At 34.7% G+C, this 21,790-nt stretch carries 19 protein-coding genes and 1 pseudogene; 6 read left to right on the forward strand and 14 right to left on the reverse strand.

All coding sequences use genetic code 11. The features are described 5' to 3' along the window. Positions 1 to 229 precede the first annotated feature (229 nt). From AAGD74_RS02865 to AAGD74_RS02880, 4 genes and pseudogenes are all read left to right on the forward strand, one after another. Positions 230 to 517, forward strand: a complete 288-nt coding sequence (locus AAGD74_RS02865) for a hypothetical protein (protein WP_077188073.1) — start codon at positions 230 to 232, stop codon at positions 515 to 517. 120 nt (positions 518 to 637) lie between these two features. Beyond that, entirely contained in the window at positions 638 to 2,971 is a 2,334-nt protein-coding gene (gene pheT, locus AAGD74_RS02870; RefSeq protein ID WP_338482231.1) for a phenylalanine--tRNA ligase subunit beta, read from the forward strand. Between the two features lie 77 nt (positions 2,972 to 3,048). After that, positions 3,049 to 4,431 (forward strand): IS66-like element ISWen3 family transposase, encoded by a 1,383-nt coding sequence (locus AAGD74_RS02875; protein WP_007548562.1) that lies wholly within the window; start codon positions 3,049 to 3,051, stop codon positions 4,429 to 4,431. 22 nt (positions 4,432 to 4,453) lie between these two features. Beyond that, a pseudogene (locus AAGD74_RS02880) lies at positions 4,454 to 4,606 on the forward strand (IS66 family transposase); the annotation flags it as partial. Between the two features lie 26 nt (positions 4,607 to 4,632). Here AAGD74_RS02880 and AAGD74_RS02885 read toward each other — a convergent pair. After that, complete coding sequence (locus AAGD74_RS02885) at positions 4,633 to 7,380, reverse strand: hypothetical protein (protein ID WP_341810733.1); 2,748 nt, start codon at positions 7,378 to 7,380, stop codon at positions 4,633 to 4,635. A 54-nt stretch (positions 7,381 to 7,434) separates the two neighbouring features. Then, positions 7,435 to 10,803 (reverse strand): class I tRNA ligase family protein, encoded by a 3,369-nt coding sequence (locus AAGD74_RS02890; protein WP_338976523.1) that lies wholly within the window; start codon positions 10,801 to 10,803, stop codon positions 7,435 to 7,437. A gap of 176 nt (positions 10,804 to 10,979) precedes the next feature. On the opposite strand from AAGD74_RS02890, the gene AAGD74_RS02895 reads away from it, so the two are divergent. Next, positions 10,980 to 12,446, forward strand: a complete 1,467-nt coding sequence (locus AAGD74_RS02895) for an oligopeptide:H+ symporter (protein WP_338976521.1) — start codon at positions 10,980 to 10,982, stop codon at positions 12,444 to 12,446. A gap of 190 nt (positions 12,447 to 12,636) precedes the next feature. Beyond that, a complete protein-coding gene (locus tag AAGD74_RS02900) occupies positions 12,637 to 14,019 on the forward strand; it encodes an IS66-like element ISWen3 family transposase (protein WP_341810574.1) in 1,383 nt (460 codons plus the stop codon). Positions 14,020 to 14,155: 136 nt separating this feature from the next. On the opposite strand, the gene AAGD74_RS02905 is transcribed toward AAGD74_RS02900, so the two are convergent. The 12 genes from AAGD74_RS02905 to AAGD74_RS02960 all read right to left on the reverse strand — a co-directional run bounded on the left by AAGD74_RS02905 (position 14,156) and on the right by AAGD74_RS02960 (position 21,787). Next, entirely contained in the window at positions 14,156 to 14,320 is a 165-nt protein-coding gene (locus tag AAGD74_RS02905) for an IS3 family transposase (protein ID WP_080717614.1), read from the reverse strand. After that, the gene (locus AAGD74_RS02910; RefSeq protein ID WP_338976631.1) at positions 14,310 to 14,576 is read right to left on the reverse strand and encodes a DDE-type integrase/transposase/recombinase; all 267 of its coding nucleotides are present in this window, start codon (positions 14,574 to 14,576) and stop codon (positions 14,310 to 14,312) included. Before AAGD74_RS02910 ends, AAGD74_RS02905 begins: the two co-directional genes overlap by 11 nt. After that, positions 14,473 to 14,877: an IS3 family transposase gene (locus AAGD74_RS02915; RefSeq protein WP_338482321.1), complete on the reverse strand. Its 405-nt coding sequence runs from the start codon at positions 14,875 to 14,877 to the stop codon at positions 14,473 to 14,475. The genes AAGD74_RS02910 and AAGD74_RS02915 overlap by 104 nt, the downstream gene beginning before the upstream one ends. Before the next feature lie 59 nt (positions 14,878 to 14,936). Further along, positions 14,937 to 15,230, reverse strand: coding sequence for a transposase (locus AAGD74_RS02920; protein WP_236514861.1), 294 nt, complete (start codon positions 15,228 to 15,230; stop codon positions 14,937 to 14,939). A gap of 78 nt (positions 15,231 to 15,308) precedes the next feature. Further along, positions 15,309 to 16,067, reverse strand: a complete 759-nt coding sequence (gene pstB, locus AAGD74_RS02925; RefSeq protein ID WP_341810734.1) for a phosphate ABC transporter ATP-binding protein PstB — start codon at positions 16,065 to 16,067, stop codon at positions 15,309 to 15,311. After that, positions 16,064 to 16,849, reverse strand: coding sequence for a 4-hydroxy-tetrahydrodipicolinate reductase (gene dapB, locus AAGD74_RS02930; RefSeq protein WP_341810735.1), 786 nt, complete (start codon positions 16,847 to 16,849; stop codon positions 16,064 to 16,066). Before dapB ends, pstB begins: the two co-directional genes overlap by 4 nt. A gap of 384 nt (positions 16,850 to 17,233) precedes the next feature. Further along, a complete protein-coding gene (locus AAGD74_RS02935; protein ID WP_338482322.1) occupies positions 17,234 to 18,115 on the reverse strand; it encodes an Rpn family recombination-promoting nuclease/putative transposase in 882 nt (293 codons plus the stop codon). 301 nt (positions 18,116 to 18,416) lie between these two features. Next, positions 18,417 to 19,433, reverse strand: a complete 1,017-nt coding sequence (holA, locus tag AAGD74_RS02940; protein ID WP_006279994.1) for a DNA polymerase III subunit delta — start codon at positions 19,431 to 19,433, stop codon at positions 18,417 to 18,419. Between the two features lie 5 nt (positions 19,434 to 19,438). Then, positions 19,439 to 19,618 (reverse strand): hypothetical protein, encoded by a 180-nt coding sequence (locus tag AAGD74_RS02945; protein ID WP_007548716.1) that lies wholly within the window; start codon positions 19,616 to 19,618, stop codon positions 19,439 to 19,441. Positions 19,619 to 19,749: 131 nt separating this feature from the next. Then, positions 19,750 to 20,559 (reverse strand): metal ABC transporter permease, encoded by an 810-nt coding sequence (locus AAGD74_RS02950; protein ID WP_049973644.1) that lies wholly within the window; start codon positions 20,557 to 20,559, stop codon positions 19,750 to 19,752. Between the two features lies 1 nt (position 20,560). Beyond that, positions 20,561 to 20,917, reverse strand: a complete 357-nt coding sequence (locus AAGD74_RS02955; RefSeq protein WP_006279996.1) for an Mth938-like domain-containing protein — start codon at positions 20,915 to 20,917, stop codon at positions 20,561 to 20,563. Between the two features lie 3 nt (positions 20,918 to 20,920). Beyond that, a complete protein-coding gene (locus AAGD74_RS02960) occupies positions 20,921 to 21,787 on the reverse strand; it encodes a 4-(cytidine 5'-diphospho)-2-C-methyl-D-erythritol kinase (RefSeq protein WP_077188591.1) in 867 nt (288 codons plus the stop codon). Positions 21,788 to 21,790 lie beyond the last annotated feature (3 nt).

Raw genomic sequence — 21,790 nt, forward strand, 5'->3', positions numbered from 1 at the left:
TTTGACCCTATGTACTTGAACTATAACAGTAAATAAAGTATGAATTTTATAGGACAAAGTCAAGGGTTAAGATAAGGCTCTGTGTTATTATAACATTGATACATTAACAAAATATGTAATTAGAGTGTTAATTACAGTCAGCTCTGTATTTTAAAATTTACTAATCTTATTAAATTATTTAACTTAACATCTTATTTTAATTATAATTTAATTTTTAGTGAGGTATATAATGAACGAAATAGATTTTATTAACGCTAATCATCCTTTAAATTTAGAGCAGGAATTTGGTAACGGATACATCAAATTGACAGATGGTTCCTTTAACGAATATACTGGCCATTATCAAATAGGAAGCGAAATACTAGATGAAAGCCATAATATGATAGGAGACTTAACTATAGATGGCTACATTCATAGCTTCCATGCAGATACCCACAATATGAATCTTAAATCCTTTACGGAGATAGATTTAAAAGGTGATATAAAGAAGATAAATTCTCTTTACAAGAAGATATAAAGTTACAAAAACTTCTGCATCATTGCTTGTGATACAGAAGTCACTTTTCATTCCACTACAATAAGCTTTAAAATCACTACATTTTACATTACAATAACTTTTTCACTTCTTTTTAGGTCCATGAAATTCACATTATCTTGGTTATTAGAACACTTAGAAACCAATGCTAGTTTAGAAGAAATTACCGATAAATTAACTCACATAGGGTTAGAAGTAGAAGATGTGATCGATAATTCCAGATTGACTGGGTTTATTGTTGCAGAGGTATTAGAAGTCGTACCTCATCCAAATGCTGATAAATTAAAATTATGTAAAGTAAATGATGGAAGTAAAATTCTACAAATAGTCTGTGGAGCAAACAATGTTAGAGAAGGTATGAAAACTGTACTTGCATCTCTTGGTAGCACGTTGCCAGAAAGTGATCTCACAATTAAGTCCACAAAAATACGAGGAATGCTAAGTGAAGGGATGCTCTGCTCTGCTTCTGAACTTGCGCTGGTTCAAGAGGAAAGTGAAGGAATAATCGAGCTTTCCGATGATTATAAAGTAGGGGATAAATTTTTCAATTGTGACCCTGTAATTGATATAAATGTTACTCCAAACCGTGGAGATTGCTTAGGCATTTATGGAATAGCTCGCGACCTTGCTGCAACTGGAATTGGGACATTAAAGACTTTAAGCATTCCACAACTTACCAGCTCCATAAATTCACCAATCGATGTTGAAGTTACTGACGGGGAAAGTTTTATTAGTGGAATATACATCGCCAATGTAAAAAATCAAGAAAGCCCAAAATGGTTAAAAGATAGGCTGGAATCGATAGGAATGCGCTCCATTTCTGCAATAGTTGATATCACGAACTATATTATGATATCTTTCAGCCGCCCAATGCACGCGTATGATGCAAAAAAAATAGAAGGAGAGCTCACAGTACGCAAAGCAAACGACGGAGAAAAATTTGCTGGTTTGAACGGTAAAGAATACTTATTAAACAAAGACATAAGCGTTATTGCAGGTGATAAAAATATTCATGGAATTGCTGGAATTATAGGTGGTAAGTGCAGTGAATGTACTCTTGAAACTACTGATATCTTTTTAGAGTCTGCTTGGTTCGATCCCATCTCTATTACTAAATCTTCAAGGCAGCTCGGCATCTCCACAGACGCTAGTTACAGATTTGCACGTTCAGTTGATCCTGGATTTACTTTTGATGGACTCAACCTTGCAGCTAAAATGATTCTGGACTTATGTGGTGGAGAAACCTCAAGCGTAGTGTCTGCTGGCAGTTTAGATAGTGCTGACACCAAGGTGAGCTTTGATTATCAGGATGTGAACAAGTTTGGAAGTGTGTCTGTATCGCCTGATGAGGTGCTTGATATCTTAACGAAACTAGGGTTTAGTATTGATAAAAAAACCGAAGGCAATTGGAATGTACAAGTACCAAGCTGGAGACCGGACGTGACAATACCTGCTGACCTAATCGAAGAAGTAACAAGGATATACGGCTATGACAAAATAAAAGAAGAACCACTACCAAATAATGTTGAAGAAGTAGATAGTACATACGACAATTTGCGTATTTTGATGACAAACAGAGGGTTTCATGAAGTGCTAACCTGGTCGTTTATGAGTGAATCAACAGCTGAAAAATTTGGTTACTCGAATAAGTTATTTATCATCGATAATCCGTTTAACAATAGCTTTAATATAATGAGACCAAGTATTATGCCAAATTTATTGCAAGTTACTGCTGATAATATTGCCCATGGAATATCTGATCTTGCAATCTTCGAAATTGGGCCGATTTACGATGGTGAAGCTCGGTCTAAACATGTTTTAAGTGGGATAAGAACAGGAAATAATTTACCGCGAAACCATTATAATACTGATAGAAAAGTAGATGTTTTTGACGCAAAGGCTGATTGCATAGCAGCTTTGGAGTTTTTTAACGTCAATTGTGATAATTTAACGATAGAGAGAGCAGAAAAAGAACATTATCACCCAGGAAAGTCAGGCACTCTCTCTTTTAAGAATAAAGTAGCAGGTTATTTTGGAGAGTTGCATCCTAATATATTAGATCTTTTTGATATCAAGCAAAAAGTTGTAGGTTTTGAGGTGATATTAGAAAATATTGAAAATTTACCTGTAAGTAGAAAGAAATTTATCGATTATAAATACCAAAGTGTAAAACGTGATTTTGCATTTATTGTAAATAAGGATGTGAAAGTAGGTAACATAATCAATGTGGTAAAAAAAAGCTCAGAGCTCATCACAGAAGTTTTAGTATTTGACGTATACCATGGAAATAATATAGAATCGAATAAGATGTCTATAGCATTGTCAGTTACTTTCTGCTCTCCAACTCACACTTTAACTGAAAAAGAGATCCAAAAAGAATCAAGTGCTATAGTTAATTTAGTATGTGAAAATACCGAAGGAACTTTGAGAACTTAGTATCCGTTCAGCGGAGTGGCAGAATAAGGTAGACAAGGTGATCTAAGAAGATAATCATAGAGCAAAAGTGAAGTAATATGGTAAACCTTTTAGAACTTTGCAAAAATTTACAGCAAAAAATAGAAAGGTTAGAAGCAAAAATAGAAAGATTGGAAAAAGAGAATGAAAGTTTAAAAGCAGAAAATAAGGCTTTAAAGATAGAAAATGCTGAGTTAAGAGAAAGACTCGGTTTAAGCTCAAAAAATTCATCAATACCAAGTTCCAAAGAGTTGTATAAAATAAAAAAGAATAAGCCGAAAAGCGAAAGGAATATTGGCGGTCAGGTTGGTCATAAAGGAAGTTTTCGCGCCAACATGGATGCAGATAAAGTAGTAAAGATAGAGTTGCCTAATACTTGCGAATGCGGAGGAGAAATTGCAATATGTGAAAAACCATATATTCATCAGAAAGTTGATCTTCCAGAAATCAAGCCTTATGTAGTGGAATATCAGTTAGAACATGGCCGTTGTCGGAGATGCGGAAAGAGAAGAAGTAGCAAGTTACCGGAAGGTGTTACGCCAGATACATTTGGTCCAAGGGTTAAGTCAATAATTGCAGCGTTCAGCGGATTCTACAAAAATTCAAAACGCGAAATAGCGAGTGTCGTAAATGATATCTTCAATTTGAACATAAGCGTCGGTAGCATATCAAATAGTGAACATAGAGTTGCTTCAAAATGCAAAAAAATGTATGAGCAGATCGAACAAGAGATAAGTAGGAGTAAAGTTCTACATATTGATGAAACGAGCCATTATAACAAAGGTAAACTCGCTTGGTGTTGGATGTTTGCAAGCAATACGGCAAGTTTTGTAAAATTTACAGAGTCAAGAGGAATGAAAGTTTTACAAAATAGTAAATTCTGCAATCGCAATAGCTTGGTAATAACTGACAGGTATGCAGCATACAATTATTTTGCCGATAAAAACAGGCAAATCTGTTGGGCACATTTATCAAGAGATTTTGAAAGATTAGCACATAGTTGGAATATTGAAGTTAAAGTTCTGGGTTGTTACTTGAGAAACGTGGCCACTGAATTATTTGCACTAAAAAAAGCTTTACTAAAAAGTGAGATAGATGTTTTGAGGTTTGTCAGACGTGCCAGAAAATTAAGAAAACGTACAAAGTATTACTTGAAGGAGATATCTCGTTTACCTGAAGCAATTGGAGCCTCTCGAGTTGCAAAAAATGTTCTGAGATCTGAAAGAATGATGTGGAAATTTTTAGATGACCCAGAAAATATTCCGCTGACAAATAACCACGCTGAACGGCAAATTCGGCATTATGTCGTTTATCGCAAAAACTCATATTTTACACAATCAAAGCGGGGAAATACATTCCTTGAGCGGATAATTTCATTATACTTAACTTGGAAACAAAGGGGTCTCAATCCTTTCCAAAATCTCCTATCTATTGTTTCTTAAACCACTCTCCTGAACGGATACGCAAATTCGGCATTATGTCGTTTATCGCAAAAACTCATATTTTACACAATCAAAGCGGGGAAATACATTCCTTGAGCGGATAATTTCATTATACTTAACTTGGAAACAAAGGGGTCTCAATCCTTTCCAAAATCTCCTATCTATTGTTTCTTAAACCACTCTCCTGAACGGATACAGAACTTATCGTTGAGTCACAATCATAGTTTCCTGCCGTTGCTGTGTCACACTTACTTCATCCAATTTATTTCCAATATTGAATTCAATATCCTTGAAAAATCTATCCCACATTCCATGCAAATGCTCTTCTATTTTAGGCCACACATCATTTTTAAATGTTACCCCATCATCAGAAAATAAATTACCTAAAAAGGCTCCAATACCTTCATAATCTGACTGAAAACATTGAAGAAATGTCTCTCCTTCTTTATAAGTATTATGTGCCACATTTAACGCTTTTCTCTCTGTAGTCTCTTTATAAACATTTGATGCTCCAATCTTTATTGCACCAAACATAACTTTACCCCAGTTCTTAACTTTCTGTATACAACCTTCACTATTTCCTGGTATATTATTTATTATATCTTTTGTCAAATTATCTATCAAAGGAGACAATAAACCTTGATAAAAGTGCTTGATATTATTTTTTGTTTTTATCACAGGACTTTTTATGCATTTTTCTGCCAAATAGTATTCAAGTTCCGCTTCCTCTAACAACTTCTTAACTGCTTCTTCGTTAAAAGTTTCACGCTCGAACTCCTTCAGTAAATCATCCTCTATTATTGCAAACTTTATTTTTTCGCGAGATTCTAGTTCTTCTATATAATCATTTTTTGTTTCTTCATTTATCAACAATCCTTTTTCTTCTAATTCTAACTGTTTTAATGCTTTGAGAATTTCTTGGTTATTTTTCAAATGCTTCTCTATTAATTTTGTACTTGGATGCTGTTCTCCTTTCCTATTTCGCTCACCTTCTAAATATTTGTTTAAATCCTCATTTTCTTCTATTACTTTCCTTAACGATATAGGTTGCTCTAAGCATTCTGCAATTTCCGCTCGGTGCGCATTAATCCTCTGTACTAAATCCGGCTCCTTTTCCTCTAACAGCTTACATGAATCCTCTATACCCTTTGCTTGGCCTTTGAGTACATTTTGTTTTTTGCATTTCGTTATTTCTAAATATATCTTTGCTACAAAAGCATTTACTTTATCTGAAGCTTCTTTTAAATTCTCACTCAAAGAACCTTTTATCTCCTTTTCTAAATCCCGAAACTGGTCTATTAAGCTGAGCATGCCTAATAGGCCTAACTCACCCTTGGCTTTTTTCATTACTGATTTTACTAGCCTTTGCTCAACTTCTTGATCATCATACTCGAACTTAAAAAGACCTTCTAACCTTCTTCTTAAAACATCACCTGCTAAATTATTCTTTTTTACATCTCCATATATTTCTTTCAATTTTTCATGTATCCTAATATATCTTTTTTGTCCTTCTTTTTTTAAAAGATTAATCTCTTCTTTAGCATTACCTAGAGCTGTCTCTGTTTCTCTACTATGTATATATTTATAAACATCAATAATTGTTCTCTTAGCTATCTTCCCTTCTTCTTTAAGCCGCTTCCATTCTGCTTTAAATATAGGAAGCTCACTATCATCTAAAACATCCGGTACTTTTGCTCCTGCTTTTTTCAGATCTCTTATTATCACTTCTTTCTCACCTGGTAATTCCTTACCTTGACTCTCTAATTCCTGTCTCACTAAAGAATTTTTTATCTCATCTTCCAGTGAAAAACCTTCTTTCCGTCTATCCAGCTGAAACCTAACTGCTTGTATAAAGGCAACTTGATAGGCGTTGTATATTAAGTGAGTTGTCAACTTAAAATCTATGCTACTTACCACTTTTAACCTGAATTCGTCCAACAATTCCTTCAATTTATCATATGTAATCTCTTTCTTTTCTAGCTTTATCAGTTCTTCCATAGTCTTCGCAAATTCTTGAATAGAAGTTGCAAGCACATCCTTGATTTCATTGCGTAAGGGCTTAAGACCATTTTTTAAATTGATGTTAGTTGACAATTTCAGTACGATGCTATGCTCTGAATCCCGCGTCACATCAAACCACTTGTTATTTTCATTTTCATACAAATCTCTAAGCAATCGTTTAAATTGCGGTGGAAATTCTATTTCCATATCCCACGCAATATTTGGTCCAGTAACTTCCTTTTCATGAAAAGACACCTCAATATTTTGATGCTTATTAGAATACCGCCCCATACTTATTTTAAGAGCAGTAACTAAAGAGTGAGATAAATCTCTATTTAAAAGATAAAAAGTAGCCAAAGCAATTGTTGCAGGAATAAGTAATGCTGCAAGCATAGCTATATTAACAAGAATCACTATTGCAGCAAGAACACCATATGCCAGTCTTTTTGCTGTACTTTCACTTACCTCACTTTTTTTTGTTTTATTCTCCTCTGAACTGATTTGTGTCTTATCATTTGTTTTTAATTTATTATATACGGCTAATCCTAACGCAGTGAAAACTATATAAGGAAACATTAAAACTGATAGAGCTAAATTTAATACTTTCTTCTCCGGGCAAGCTCGATTTACCTCTTTAAATATTCTACTTGATATATTATACCAAGAAGTAAAAAAATCAGAGTTATAATCTTTATAATGAAATATACTGAGTGGAACGTTAAAATTAGCTAACGGCTCTTGTTCTTCCACAGCATCAAAAAATTCTTCTTCCTCTTCTGAAGTAGCAAGACCTAAATCATTCCCTTCTTCTACATTAGAAACAGCTTCCATAGCATCAAAAGACTCTTCCTCTTCCAAAGTAACATTGGAAATAGATTCTACTTTACCTAAATCATCACTATTGTTATTTAAGTCAACAACTTTCTTACAATCTACAACAGCATTCATACCATAACCTTATCCAATTACCTTAAGTATAGCACAAACACTGACGATTTTCAACTACTGACAATCTAACTTAACACCAACACTTAAATCCTGATATTCCTTAGAATAAAAGTTAGTTCCAATTTCTGTATTAATTTCTAAAGATAAGGAAAGAGTCTGCTCTTTTATGTATTCACTCCATTTACTTGTCGCTTTCCTAATTTTCTCATCTTTTGTTTTTATGATCACCTTAATTCGATCAGATATATGAAAATCAGCTTGTTTCCTAGTTTCCTGAATAAGTCTCACGACATCTCTTGCAAGCCCCTCTAGAATTAATTCATCATTTAAAGTGGTGTTCAGAATCACAATTCCTCTGTTATTATCAAACACGGAGGAAAATTCACTGTTTGCTTTTAACAATAGTTCATATTCGCCTTTTTTTATAGTATAGTTCTCTGTTTCATCTCCGAGGAATATTTGCTCATTTTCAACTTGCCACCATTTCCCCTCTTTGACATATTGAACTAGTTTCTTAATTTTATCTGGAACTCTTCTTCCAAGCACAGGAAAATTTAATTTTAACTCTAGCGATGCAATACCTTCGAGCCTGTTTACTAACTCTAGCTTTTTTACATTTACCTCATCTTTTATCATCTCCTGGTACTCATTTGAATCTGCAGCACACTGGATCCCAGTGTCAGCTACTTGGATAACAGGAGAGAACTCTGGGATGACAGAAAGCGGTTCACCTTCAAGAAAACTACAGGAAGACTGATGATAAATGATCATACTGCCAAGCGGCTGTCTGATACGTATATTAAAAGTGTTTCTGATCGAAAGTGCAGAGTTGCACACCTCTCTCACTAGATCCATCTTGGCAATGAGCTGACTATCAAACTTCTCTAATTGTGGAAAATTAGCCAAATGAACAGATGTTTCTTCATACTTAAGCCCTTGCCATATATTCTCTGTTATAAGTGGCAACAAAGGAGCTGCAGCTCTTAGTATGTAATAAAAAACCGTATATAGAACATTATAAGCATCAGTTTTATCCTGATCCAAATCACTTTTCCAAAAACGCTCGCGACTGCGACGAATATACCAATTATTTAGCACTTCAAAAAAGTTCATTAAAATTTTGCAAGCCTCTTGGGAGTTATAGCTATTCATAGAAGCTTGGATACTTTCTATAGCTTCAAAACATTTGGAAATCATGTAGTGATCAATAGTACTTTGATAATCCTTACAAACTTCAGCTTTAATTCCATCTGCATTTGCATACATAGTAAAAAAGTGATAACTGTTCCAAATAGGTTTTATTACGTTTTTCAGAACATCTCGTATTGAGTTTCCCTCTTTATCAAGCAGCAAATTACCGCCACAAACAATAGATCCAGAAAGCATAAGAAAACGCAGTGCATCAGAACCATATCTATCAAAAACCTCCATTGGATCTGCATAGTTATTCAAACGTTTGGACAACTTTTGCCCTTTTACATCCAAAACAACACCGTGGCATATGCAGTTCTTAAATGGTTCCCTATCAAACAAAGCAGTGGACAATACAAAGAGCGTATAAAACCACCCCCTGGTTTGCGCTATGTATTCAGTGATAAAATCCGCAGATTCAAACCACTCCTTATTTTCAAACGGATAGTGGATTTGCGCAAATGGCATCGAGCCAGATTCAAACCAGCAGTCAAACACGTCAGGTACACGGCGCATAACTGATTTTCCTGTTGGATCATCAGGATTTGGTCTTGTTAAAGTATCGATAAATGGTCTGTGCAAGTCGTCTATTTTAACATTAAAATCTCTCTCCAGTTCTTCTATTGAACCATATACATCTACTCTTGGATATCTCGCATCATCTGATTTCCATACAGGGATTGGCGTACCCCAGAATCGATTGCGTGAAATTGACCAGTCGTGTGCCCCTTCAAGCCATTTTCCAAATTGACCATCTCTAATGTGGTTTGGTATCCAATTAACTCTCTTATTTAGCTCTACCATTCTGCTTTTGAATTTTGTAACAGCAACATACCAAGAAGGCATAGTGCGATAGATCAAAGGAGTGTCAGTTCTCCAGCAGTGTGGATAATTGTGAATATATTGTTCAGTTTTAAACCAATTCCCTTGCTCTTTTAATTTTTTTATTACTGTATCATTGGTATCAAAAACATGAACCCCTGCCAAATCTGAAATTTCAGCAGTAAATTTTCCACTGTTATCAATTGGACAAATAACTGGAATATCATGACTTTGGCAAAGGTAAAAATCTTCCTCACCAAATCCAGGAGCAGTGTGTACAACGCCAGTACCATCTTCTCCTGTAACATAATCAGCAACAAAAACACGGAATGCATTCTTTGTATCTTTAAAGTAATCAAACAGCGGCTTATAGGAAAGATCTACAAGATCATCTGCTTTAAATTTTATATTGCAGTTTTCATATGGAATATTGCTTTGTTCACAGTGGCTGACAAATTTCCCTAAATAACTTTCAGCGAAGATGTAAACTTCATCGTTAACTAGATCTTTTGCATTATCCCCTGTCATCCCAGTAGCCCCCTCCCCTGTCATCCCAGTGCTTCGACACTGGGATCCAGAAATAGATTCCAGCGTCACGCGCTGGAATGACATCAAAGGGTGGACTGACACTGCACAATACTTAATATCTTTTCCTATTGCTAAAGCCAAGTTGCTCGGCAACGTCCAGGGAGTTGTAGTCCAAGCAAGTAATTTACACTTTCGTTTAACACTTTTAAACTGCTGTGGGTTTTCTAAAAGCTCAAATGCAACAGTTACAGCTTTGCTAGTCTTTTCTCTATACGCGTTATCTAGTCTTGTTTCAAAATTAGACAATGGAGTTTCGCACGCCCAGCTATATGGAACAACGCGCACTGATTCATACACTAGACCCTTATCATAAAGCTGCTTGAATGCCCACATGACCGACTCCATGAATGATTTATCCATGGTCTTATAGTCATTGTGAAAATCTACCCATCTTGCTTGTCTATTGACATATTTTTCCCACTCTGATGAAAATTTCATCACAGAAGTACGGCAATGATCGTTAAATTTATCTATACCAAACTTCTCTATCTCAGTTCTACCAGATATTCCAAGTTCTTTTTCTGCACCCATCTCAGCCGGCAATCCATGGCAATCCCAGCCAAATCTACGTTCAACCCTTTTTTGAAGCATAGTTTGATATCTTGCAAATGCGTCTTTGATGAAACCAGTGAGTAAATGTCCATAATGCGGAAGTCCATTTGCAAACGGAGGCCCATCGTAAAAGACAAAACAATTATCCTTGGAACGTTCTTCAACTGACCGCTCAAAAACTTTGTTTTCCTGCCAAAATTTTATGATTTCCTTTTCTAACGATGAAAAATCAGGACTACTTACTGTATCAGGATAATGCTTTGACTTCATGTTCGCTATGTAAAACTAAAGAATATAGGGCTTTCTGAAAAATTACAAATTCAAAAATATTTCCGTAGCTCACACCCCAACAAACTATTCTGCCGAGTTTCCAATACCTTTTTTTAAGTTTTACTTGCAGTTTTTATTGTTTTACTTAACATTAACCCAAGCTTTAGGGGTATTTTATGGATCAGAAGACAGATAAGTTTCCACAATTTTTAAAAATGTTGTGCTTTGTTGAAATGTGGGAACGTTTCTCTTACTATGGAATGAGGGCACTTTTGGTCCTATTTTTGACTTCTCACTTAGGTTTCACTGATGAGAGGGCCTTTACTATTTACTCATTATTTGCTGCAACAGGTTATGCTATACCAATACTTGGAGGTTTTTTAGCTGATAAGTTGATGGGATTCCGCAACATGGTATTGCTTGGAGGGATAGTGATGATAGCAGGTCATGCCTGCATGTCATTGGTTGAGTTTGAACCAGGTTTATTATATTTAGGTTTATCTCTAATAGCCGTAGGTACTGGTATGTTTAAAGGAAACGTAACTAACTTACTTGGTTCATGCTATGGCAAAGACGATCCTGAACGTAGCAGAGGCTTTACTTTATTTTATGTAGGTATAAACCTTGGAGCAATATTGGCTTCTATTTCATGTGGTTATGTAGCCCACTTATTTGGTTGGCACTACGGCTTTGGTTTAGCTGGCATTGGGATGTCTATAGGGCTAATCTTTTTTCTCAAATTTCAGAGTCTTTTAGGAGATAGCGGCCTTTCTCCTTATCCAGAGCTTATGAATAAGCGCATATTAGGGATTAAAATCTTTGGTATAGTATTGATAGGAAGCTTTCTGTCATCATCAATAATTGCTAAAATGCTTATACATAGTGAATTTTTTACTAATATGCTCATATTTGTTGGAATAACAGCTCTAGGCATATTTATTTATATAATATCTAAATTATCAGCAGAACAAAGACGAAAATTAGTGGCATTATCTATTCTTGTGGTATTTTTCTTGTGTTTTTTTGCTTTAGAAATGCAGCTTGGCTCTTTGGTTAACTTATTCACCGAAAGAAACGTTATTAACAATGTATTAGGTATAACAATTCCAGCTTCAGTTTCTCAAGCCATAAATCCTTTATCAATTATAATACTTGGCTTTCTTTTTGGAACATACATGAAGTTTAAGCAAAAATATGCAACTTCCATGTTTACCCTTGGCCTTCTGACAATGGCTATGTGTTTTTTCACACTGTACATAGGATGTTTAAACTCTAGCAGCGAAGGTAAAGTAGAATACTTATATTTAATAATTGCTATCTCCTTTATGGGACTGGGAGAATTATGCATTGCTCCCTTAGTTTTAGAACAATCAACTGCACTAGCTCCCCCAAATTTTAAAGGAGTAGTGATGGGTATAACAACGATGTCGTTAGCATTTTCTAACCTAGCCGGAGTTGCAATATCAAAATTTATGTCAGTTCCTTCAGTAAACGGTAAAATAAATTATTTAGAATCTTTAGAAATATATAAAGAGGGTTTTTTAAAGGTGGGAATATTTAATTTAATGCTCGTTATTGTATTTTTATTCTTCTTCAATTTTATACATAAAGTTGTTACTAACTCATCTTGTACAAAAAATTGATATAGGTAAGCTCAAATTTGTAGGCTTAAGGTACCCGTTCAGCAGAGGTAGCAATTAAACTTTGTAACTTTTGAAAAAGATTATGATTGCATTTTTTCAATACTCTTTGCTTGTATCCGTTCAGCGGAGTGGCAGAATAAGGTAGACAAGGTGATCTAAAAAGATAATCATAGAGCAAAAGTGAAATAATATGGTAAACCTTTTAGAACTTTGCAAAAATTTACAGCAAAAAATAGAAAGGTTAGAAGCAAAAATAGAAAGATTGGAAAAAGAGAATGAAAGTTTAAAAGCAGAAAATAAGGCTTTAAAGATAGAAAATGCTGAGTTAAGAGAAAGACTCGGTTTAAGCTCAAAAAATTCATCAATACCAAGTTCCAAAGAGTTGTATAAAATAAAAAAGAATAAGCCGAAAAGCGAAAGGAATATTGGCGGTCAGGTTGGTCATAAAGGAAGTTTTCGCGCCAACATGGATGCAGATAAAGTAGTAAAGATAGAGTTGCCTAATACTTGCGAATTCGGAGGAGAAATTGCAATATGTGAAAAACCATATATTCATCAGAAAGTTGATCTTCCAGAAATCAAGCCTTATGTAGTGGAATATCAGTTAGAACATGGCCGTTGTCGGAGATGCGGAAAGAGAAGAAGTAGCAAGTTACCAGAAGGTGTTACGCCAGATACATTTGGTCCAAGGGTTAAGTCAATAATTGCAGCGTTCAGCGGATTCTACAAAAATTCAAAACGCGAAATAGCGAGTGTCGTAAATGATATCTTCAATTTGAACATAAGCGTCGGTAGCATATCAAATAGTGAACATAGAGTTGCTTCAAAATGCAAAAAAATGTATGAGCAGATCGAACAAGAGATAAGTAGGAGTAAAGTTCTACATATTGATGAAACGAGCCATTATAACAAAGGTAAACTCGCTTGGTGTTGGATGTTTGCAAGCAATACGGCAAGTTTTGTAAAATTTACAGAGTCAAGAGGAATGAAAGTTTTACAAAATAGTAAATTCTGCAATCGCAATAGCTTGGTAATAACTGACAGGTATGCAGCATACAATTATTTTGCCGATAAAAACAGGCAAATCTGTTGGGCACATTTATCAAGAGATTTTGAAAGATTAGCACATAGTTGGAATATTGAAGTTAAAGTTCTGGGTTGTTACTTGAGAAACGTGGCCACTGAATTATTTGCACTAAAAAAAGCTTTACTAAAAAGTGAGATAGATGTTTTGAGGTTTGTCAGACGTGCCAGAAAATTAAGAAAACGTACAAAGTATTACTTGAAGGAGATATCTCGTTTACCTGAAGCAATTGGAGCCTCTCGAGTTGCAAAAAATGTTCTGAGATCTGAAAGAATGATGTGGAAATTTTTAGATGACCCAGAAAATATTCCGCTGACAAATAACCACGCTGAACGGCAAATTCGGCATTATGTCGTTTATCGCAAAAACTCATATTTTACACAATCAAAGCGGGGAAATACATTCCTTGAGCGGATAATTTCATTATACTTAACTTGGAAACAAAGAGGTCTCAATCCTTTCCAAAATCTCCTATCTATTGTTTCTTAAACCACTCTCCTGAACGGATACAGAAATATTAAGTACAGTTAATAAAGAAGTGACCTTACCCAGAAAAAGTGGAGAGAAAGTTTGGAATGTTTTTTACAAAAAGAATGATGCATCAAATTGTTCTGGAATGCAATAGTTAATAGTGACGTTGTTTGTTATAAAAAATTTCTATGTATTCAAATATTGCAGTTCTAGTTTGTTGAGCAGAGTGTTGTGAAGTATCAATAAGTATTTCTCTTTTCAATGAGCTAAAGAAGCTTTCCACAACAGAATTGTCGTAACAACAACCTTTATGACTCATCTATGTTTTTTATGGATAAGAGATATTGATAACCTTGCGAAGTATATTGTGAACCTTGATCACTATGTAATAGTAGATTTTTGGCAGGTTTACGCTTGTTAACAGCCATTAATAAAGAGTCCATAACCAATTGTTTATTTATGAACTGCTCATTAACTACCATGCGTGAATATAGATCGATTATTGCTGCCAAATATAGCCATCCCTCCTTGGTTTTGATGTAAGTAATCCCATACTTTATTTGGTTGATCAACAATAAAGTTTTGATCTAGTATATTGGGAGCTACAGCTCTATTATCTGTTTGTTGTTTTTTAATTTTAAACTTTCTTCTCAGTATAGCCCTGATGTCATTTTTCTGCATAATACTTTGCACCGTTTTCAAATTGCAACTTTTACCCAAAGCCTTCAATTCAGCATGAATTTTAGGAGCTCCATATCTACATTTAAAAGCTTGATATATTTTTTGAATATCTGCTAATAACTCTTTATTTGCTGATTCTCTACTGCTTATTTTCCTTGTAGTCCACTTATAGTAGCCACTAGCAGATACATTCAAAACCCTACATAATTCCTGCACTTTATAGTGTTTACTATGCTCTTTTATGAAAAAATATTTTACTCTTTTTGACTGGCCAGGGCTTTTTTTAAAATGTCTCTTTCTCTTGTTACTTTTGCTAACTCTTTCTGTAAATCAAATCTCTCTTTGTCGTAAGGAGCCATGTTATCTCTACCTGGAAATGCATCTGCTGCCGACTTTTTTTCGTTGTGTTTCTTTATCCATTTTCCTAATAAACCACCCTTTATTCCTAAATCCTTTGCTATTTTTGTAATTGTTTGACCTGCCTTTCTTTGTTCATTTGCCAGTTTAACAGCTTCCAATTTGAATTCTGCTGTATATTCTCTTACCATTTCTAATCCTCCAAAATTTTATTTTACCCAAAAAAACTCTTTTCTTTCTCTCCACTTTTTCTGGGTAAGGTCAGAAATTTAATGATCCAGGATATACTCCTTTGTTAAGGGAGATTGAGCATTTTCGAATATTTCTTGAGTGCTTCCAGACTCAACAATTCTGCCATTATGAAAGAAAATTACACTATCAGATAACTTTTTAGCTTGCTTCATTGAATGAGTCACCATAATTATAGTAAATCTTAATTTCAGCTCTTGTATAAGATTTTCGATTGCATTGGCTGCCATTGGATCAAGAGCAGAGCACGGTTCATCCATTAATAAAATAGTTGGCTTCACTGCAATTGCGCGAGCGATGCATAGCCTCTGTTGTTGGCCACCGGATAAATTGAGTGCACTATCTTGCAATCTGTCTTTCAATTCTTCCCATAAACCAACCTTGGTTAAACTATTTTCCACCATCTCATTCAATTTTTGCTTATCCTTCGCCATAACATGCAGTTTTGGTCCATAAGCAACATTGTCGTATATTGATTTTGGAAAAGGATTTGGCTTTTGAAATACCATGCCAACTTTTGCTCTGAGTAGCACAACATCCATATCGCGTGAATATATATCACCCAGCCCATCGATATCTAATTCACCAACAGTTTTGCATCCAGGTACATAGTCATTCATACGATCAAAACAACGCAAAAATGTTGATTTACCGCACCCGGATGGTCCGATAAAAGTAGTAACTTTTCTTTTATAAATATTCAAATTTATATCGAATAAAACTTGCTTAGAGCCGTACCAGAGATTTAAATCTTTAACAGAGGCACGTGTATTGCTCATATCACATCCTGCATTGAATAGAGCCCCGGAATTTCTCTTTTATTTTCGTATAGCCATACTGCTGCTTGAACAGCTCCTCTAGCAAATGTTGTGCGATCAATTGCTTTGTGGTTTAGTTCTATCCGTTCATCAGAATTGACAAACATCACGCTGTGATCTCCTATTACTCCACCTCCACGAGATACCGCAAAACCTATTCCCCCCTTTTTTCTTATGTTTGAACCACTATGTAAATATTGATTGGATTGAAAATCCACTTTTGAAGCGTTAGCAATTGTTTTGCCAAGTTCTATAGCTGTTCCAGATGGTGAATCCTTTTTTAAGTTATGATGCATTTCCCAAATCTCAACGTCATATTCATTACCTAAAAGCTCAGCAGCTTTTTTTACCAATTTCAGCAACACATTAACCCCAACACTCATATTTGCTGACCATAATATTGGAACTTCAGCAGCATATTCTTTCAAATCGACATCTTCTATTCCAGTTGTGCCACTAACCAGCGGTGTTTTAAATTTTACAGCTGCTTTAAGGCAGTCTAACATACATTCTTTAGTTGTAAAATCTATTACAACGTCGGATAACTCAAATATGCCACTAATAGAACTTGTAACTTTAATTCCTAGATTGGCTATAATTGGTCCAATATCTGAATCTATGTACTTACTGCCTGAACGGGCAACAGCACCTGCTATTTCCACTTTGGTATTTGTAATTAATTCATTGAGTATTTTCTTGCCCATCCTGCCTAAGCAGCCTATTACTCCAACTCTGATTTTCATAAAGCTTTTTACGTTTATTAAGAATGTTAGGCCTTTTTTTAAGCTCTGTCACTTCTGATCTATATTCTATAGCTAACACGTCATACCACGATTCATTAGCGGTATCTCGGCATAGATCCCGCTAACACGTAGCGGAATGATGGTTTTTCAAATTGTCGTAAGTCAGTTTAGCTATATATGACTCATTTCTTTACTGTAACTTAACAAGAACTGGTCTGTAGCTAATAGTTATTGATAATAAGGGTAATTAACTTTGATAAGAATCTTTTCTGTGTTCAATTGAAGTCTGTATGTTCTGGAATATCTATATAGTAAATTATGCGGTAATCGTAGACTACGCTGCCCACTTAAATTATGCCACAAAGGTTTTCCAAGTGTAACCGTTCACAGATTTCCACTTAATTCTTCAATCTCACTAATAGAAAGGCCAGTAAACTTGACAATAGTGTTGACATCAACATTATTAGCCAGCATTGCTTTTGTGACTTCAATTTCCCTTTCTTTTCTACCTTCCTCTCTACCTTTCTCTTCAGCAAGATCAAGTCTGTATTCAAGAATGGCTTCTTTTTTGCGTAGATCCATTATCCTTTCTTCGTAAGCTACTAAATCTTTTTCGTTCCAACGAAACTTGTCTAATTCATCATATGCTAGCTTTATTATTGGTGCTTTTTCTGCTATCTCTTTTAAGTCCTCTTCTGTTGTTTCTTCTGCGTATTTAAAAAAGAAACACCACCTTTCTACTGTACTTTCTAGCTGCTCTACTTTACTTTTTGAAAATTTGGGCAATTCTATAAAGATAAATTGCAAATCTTTTAAGTAATGGCCGTTGGTTTTTATATCACGTATATTATGAGTAGAGATATAATCAACTTCTTCAGGAAGTAAGTTACAATTGGAAATAGCAATAAAGAAGACTTTCTTTAAATCAATGTAGTTGCCAGATTTATCTAATTGTCTTGAGTAAGCCTTAGCAGCATACAGTTGGGCACGTTTCTCAAAACCTTTATCACGAGCAAGCTGCATCTCAATCACAAACCTATTACCAATAGAATCCTTGCAGAGAACATCAACAATACTCTGTTTATCAGAGGCAACTTCGGGATCCATAATAGTACTGAGGAATTCAACTTCTTGTATTGCATTTATCTCAGTAAACCCTAAAATATCGTTCAAAAAGTGAATAAGGATATTCTTATTTTTTTCCGTTCCAAAGATTTTTTTGAAACACAAATCATTGCGAGGATCGAGAAATTTTGAAAGAGCCATAGCCAAAGTGCTTAAAAATATTAATAATTATACACTATTATTAACAATTATTCAACCATATTTTTGAAGATAGCTATAGCTAACACGTCATAACCGCCACGAACCGTCATACCGCGATTCATTCGCGGTATCTCGGCATAGATTCCGCTAACAAGTAGCGGGATGACGATTGTCGGTGAACCTAAGTTACTTTAGCTATAGGCAGCAATTTTCTGTATTTATTTTAAATTGAAGAAAGCTCAAATGAAAGATCGTGTTTTGCTAAAATCACAGAATGCAGTCTGGTTACACCTTATCTTTGTTAGCTATAGCAAGTAACTGTATTTGTAATATGACAAATCACCTGTTGAAAAATCATTTTATGATCCAAGTCAGTTTTTTTACAGGTAACTTCTAAGCTTATCAATTTTTCCAAGATCTTCTTAAGTTCTGAAAGTTGCAAACTTTTCAAATGAGATTTAAAACTCTGCAATTGTTTAAAAAACAATGGAGGGCTTAGCTGATCAATCGCAGCCTGCTCACTCATTCCACCTTGCACTGACAGCAAAACGGTTTCAAGGCGTAGGAAATAATTTGATATAATGCGAATTAGTGCTATCGGTGAAAAATTTTCTTGCGATATCAATGCATCAGAAATTCTAATGAAACGCGACATATCTTTACTTGCTATGGCAGAGCATAGATCATCAAGTGTAGCATAGTCGTTGCCGGAAGTTGAAAAGCATAATTCTATATCAGTAAGTTTTAGGTCTTTTCTCTCCCCTAAGTATAAAACTAACTTCTCAAGTTCTGAACATATAGGCAGCTTGCTATGATTAAAGTAAGATTGCAAATGGTAGATTATCTCATTTGTGCATTTTATATCATTTTGTTTTAAGTAACTTGATATAATATCATAAAGATTGCTGTTGCTGTCTTTATAGCAAGCAATCACACCAAAAATTTTTGAACTCTCCATATAACTTTTGGTTGCAGAATTGTGTGGAAGATCAGTTGCTGTCATCATTACATAATGACCACTTGCATTATAATCCAATACGTTTTTTAACTCTTTGGATATACCTCCACTCACATTTATCAGTTTAATTAATTTTTTGCTGGTAAACATCGAAATGTTTGCCAATTCAGAAAATAGTAAACCGGGTGACTTATTCACTATTGCAAAATCCATCACCTGAACTGAATACTCATCCAAACTGGCAATTATTTCTTGTACATAAAAATCAACCCTACTGTTATCACTTCCATGAATTAACACACCACGTAAAGCATCAGGTTTCTCTAGGAATCTTTTAACTTTGGATGGTGTAACCCTCATGCCACCTATATGATATCATTCTCATTTGATTGTACATGAGTGTCCAAAGACTCTGAGCTTTCTTGTACAATATCATCTGCCGTACTCTGCACATTATCCGACTCTTCTGTTTTTCCTGTAATATAATTATAAAATTTTTTCACAGGTTGAGATATATATTTGGAAAAAAATCCTTCTTCGCTCATATTACTTACTCCATAAAATTAACAACTTATCATTAGTATATAAATAATAGTATAGCAAAAACTATTTTGTGCTAAGATAGTGATGTTTTATAATGAGTATATTACAAAATTATTAACATTCGAGATTAAAATTAAGCCAACCTGCTTAATACTAGCCTTATAAAATAAGCGATAATTAAATATACGGCTGCAACAAGTATAATTGCAGGTCCAGTTAACAAATCAAAACTTGCAGATAACATGAGACCTGATATCCCAGAGATCACAGAAAAAACTGTTGCAACAATAATCATCTGCATCGGAGTTTTCGAAATGAGCCTTGCAGATGCTGCTGGTATTAGCAAAAATGCAGCAATAAGTAATATTCCTATTAATTGGGCAGCAATTGCTATAAATATAGCAAGAGTGATTAAAAATTCTAGTCTAACAAAGGTAACATTAATTTTTTCAACTACTGCTAAATCTTGATTAATTGAAATCATTAACCAATAACGCCATCTAAATATTAATATCAAAGTAACTACTGCAGAGGTTAAAAAAATCAATACTATATCACTTTGATCGAGCGTTAATATATCACCAAACAGTGAGCTAATAATACTATTATTGCCAGATGGAAGAAAAGACATAAGTATTAAACTCGATGATAAAACTACATTGGTAACAATGTTCAATATCGTATCAGCAGAATATAATCTGTTAAAATTAAGAGAAAGTAGTATAGCAAATGTAATTGCAATGAGCATTATGCTAAGCGATGGGCTAATCTTAAAGATTAAAGCAAGTGCAACACCAAGCAACGAAGAATGGGACAAACTATCACCAAGATAAGATAACCTTTGCCATATCATAAACGATCCTAAAGCGCCTGTTACTAGGCTAATTACAACTACTGCAACTAGACTATTGATGAAAAAATCCTGGGTAAACATTTCAAACATGCTATATGGCTATTAGATAACTGACAACAAATCTATCTTCGGATATCAGAATATTATGGGTTCTGCATGCAGAACCTGTTGTCATAAATTCAAAATTTAAACCTTTTTGTTCCATAAGATAGGACTTCACTGAAGAACTTAGTATATTGCGTGTTTTACCAGTACCTATTATCAAAATTTCTATTTCCTCTGTTAAAAAAGATTTAAAATGTTCCTTGCTATTTATATCACTTTCTTTCAATTTAATCACCTTTTCAGGAAAAATTATAATTGAGCCGCAATATTCTCTATTATTCACCAAAAATTTTCCTTCCCTGTAACCATTTATAAGATTTTTATTCTCGGAAATTAAGGGCATAAGTCAAACTATTAATTGAGTGTCACATACCCACCATTCTGGTTGCTTTTTTCCGATATTAACTGCAGCAGCTTTTGCATTTTCCTCACTATCGAATATTCCAAAGCATGATACACCACTGCCTGACATGCGAGAAAGTATAGAGCCTTCTTGTGACTCAAGTGTTGATATCACATCCTTAATTTCAGGTACAAAGCTTATTGCTATTTCTTGAAGATCGTTTCTCGTCTCTTTAAGAAGCTTCAACAAATCCTTTTCAGCGTCATCGCTCCATTTAATTGGCTCAGAAAATTTTCCTTCATGTTTGGAAAATACCTCTGGTGTACTCAAAAACCTTTTTTTCGGTTTCACAAGCACCACATTTGTAGATAAAGAGAATTTTTTAATGTGGCATAATTCTTCGCCAATACCTCTAACAAAAACTGGCTTGCTATCTACGCTTGCGGGAACATCAGCACCAACGTTTAAGGCTATTTCATTTAAAATCGTCCTATCAATCTCCCACAGCTTCCCTAGCGTACGTACCACAGCTCCAGCATCTGAGGATCCGCTACCAAGTCCTGCAGCAATTGGTATGTTTTTTACAACCTTTACAGTGACTTTAGTGCGTACAGGAGCATGCCTAAGCAGCAGATTAACCGCTTTCATTACAGTGTTATACTGGTTATTTATTCTAGACTCGGAGTTTATAAATTCAACTGTAGAGTTATCGTATCTAGAATCCTTCTCACCTACTTTTATTTCCAAAAAATTAGAGAGATTAGCAAAGACAAACAAACCCTCAATCAAGTGATATCCTGTTTCCTTCTTATTTACAACATGCAAAAAAAGATTGATTTTTGCAGGCGCCTTTACACAAAAACTTTTCATTAT

Source organism: Wolbachia endosymbiont (group A) of Campoletis raptor (assembly GCF_964026755.1).
In the GTDB taxonomy this organism is placed as follows: domain Bacteria; phylum Pseudomonadota; class Alphaproteobacteria; order Rickettsiales; family Anaplasmataceae; genus Wolbachia; species Wolbachia pipientis.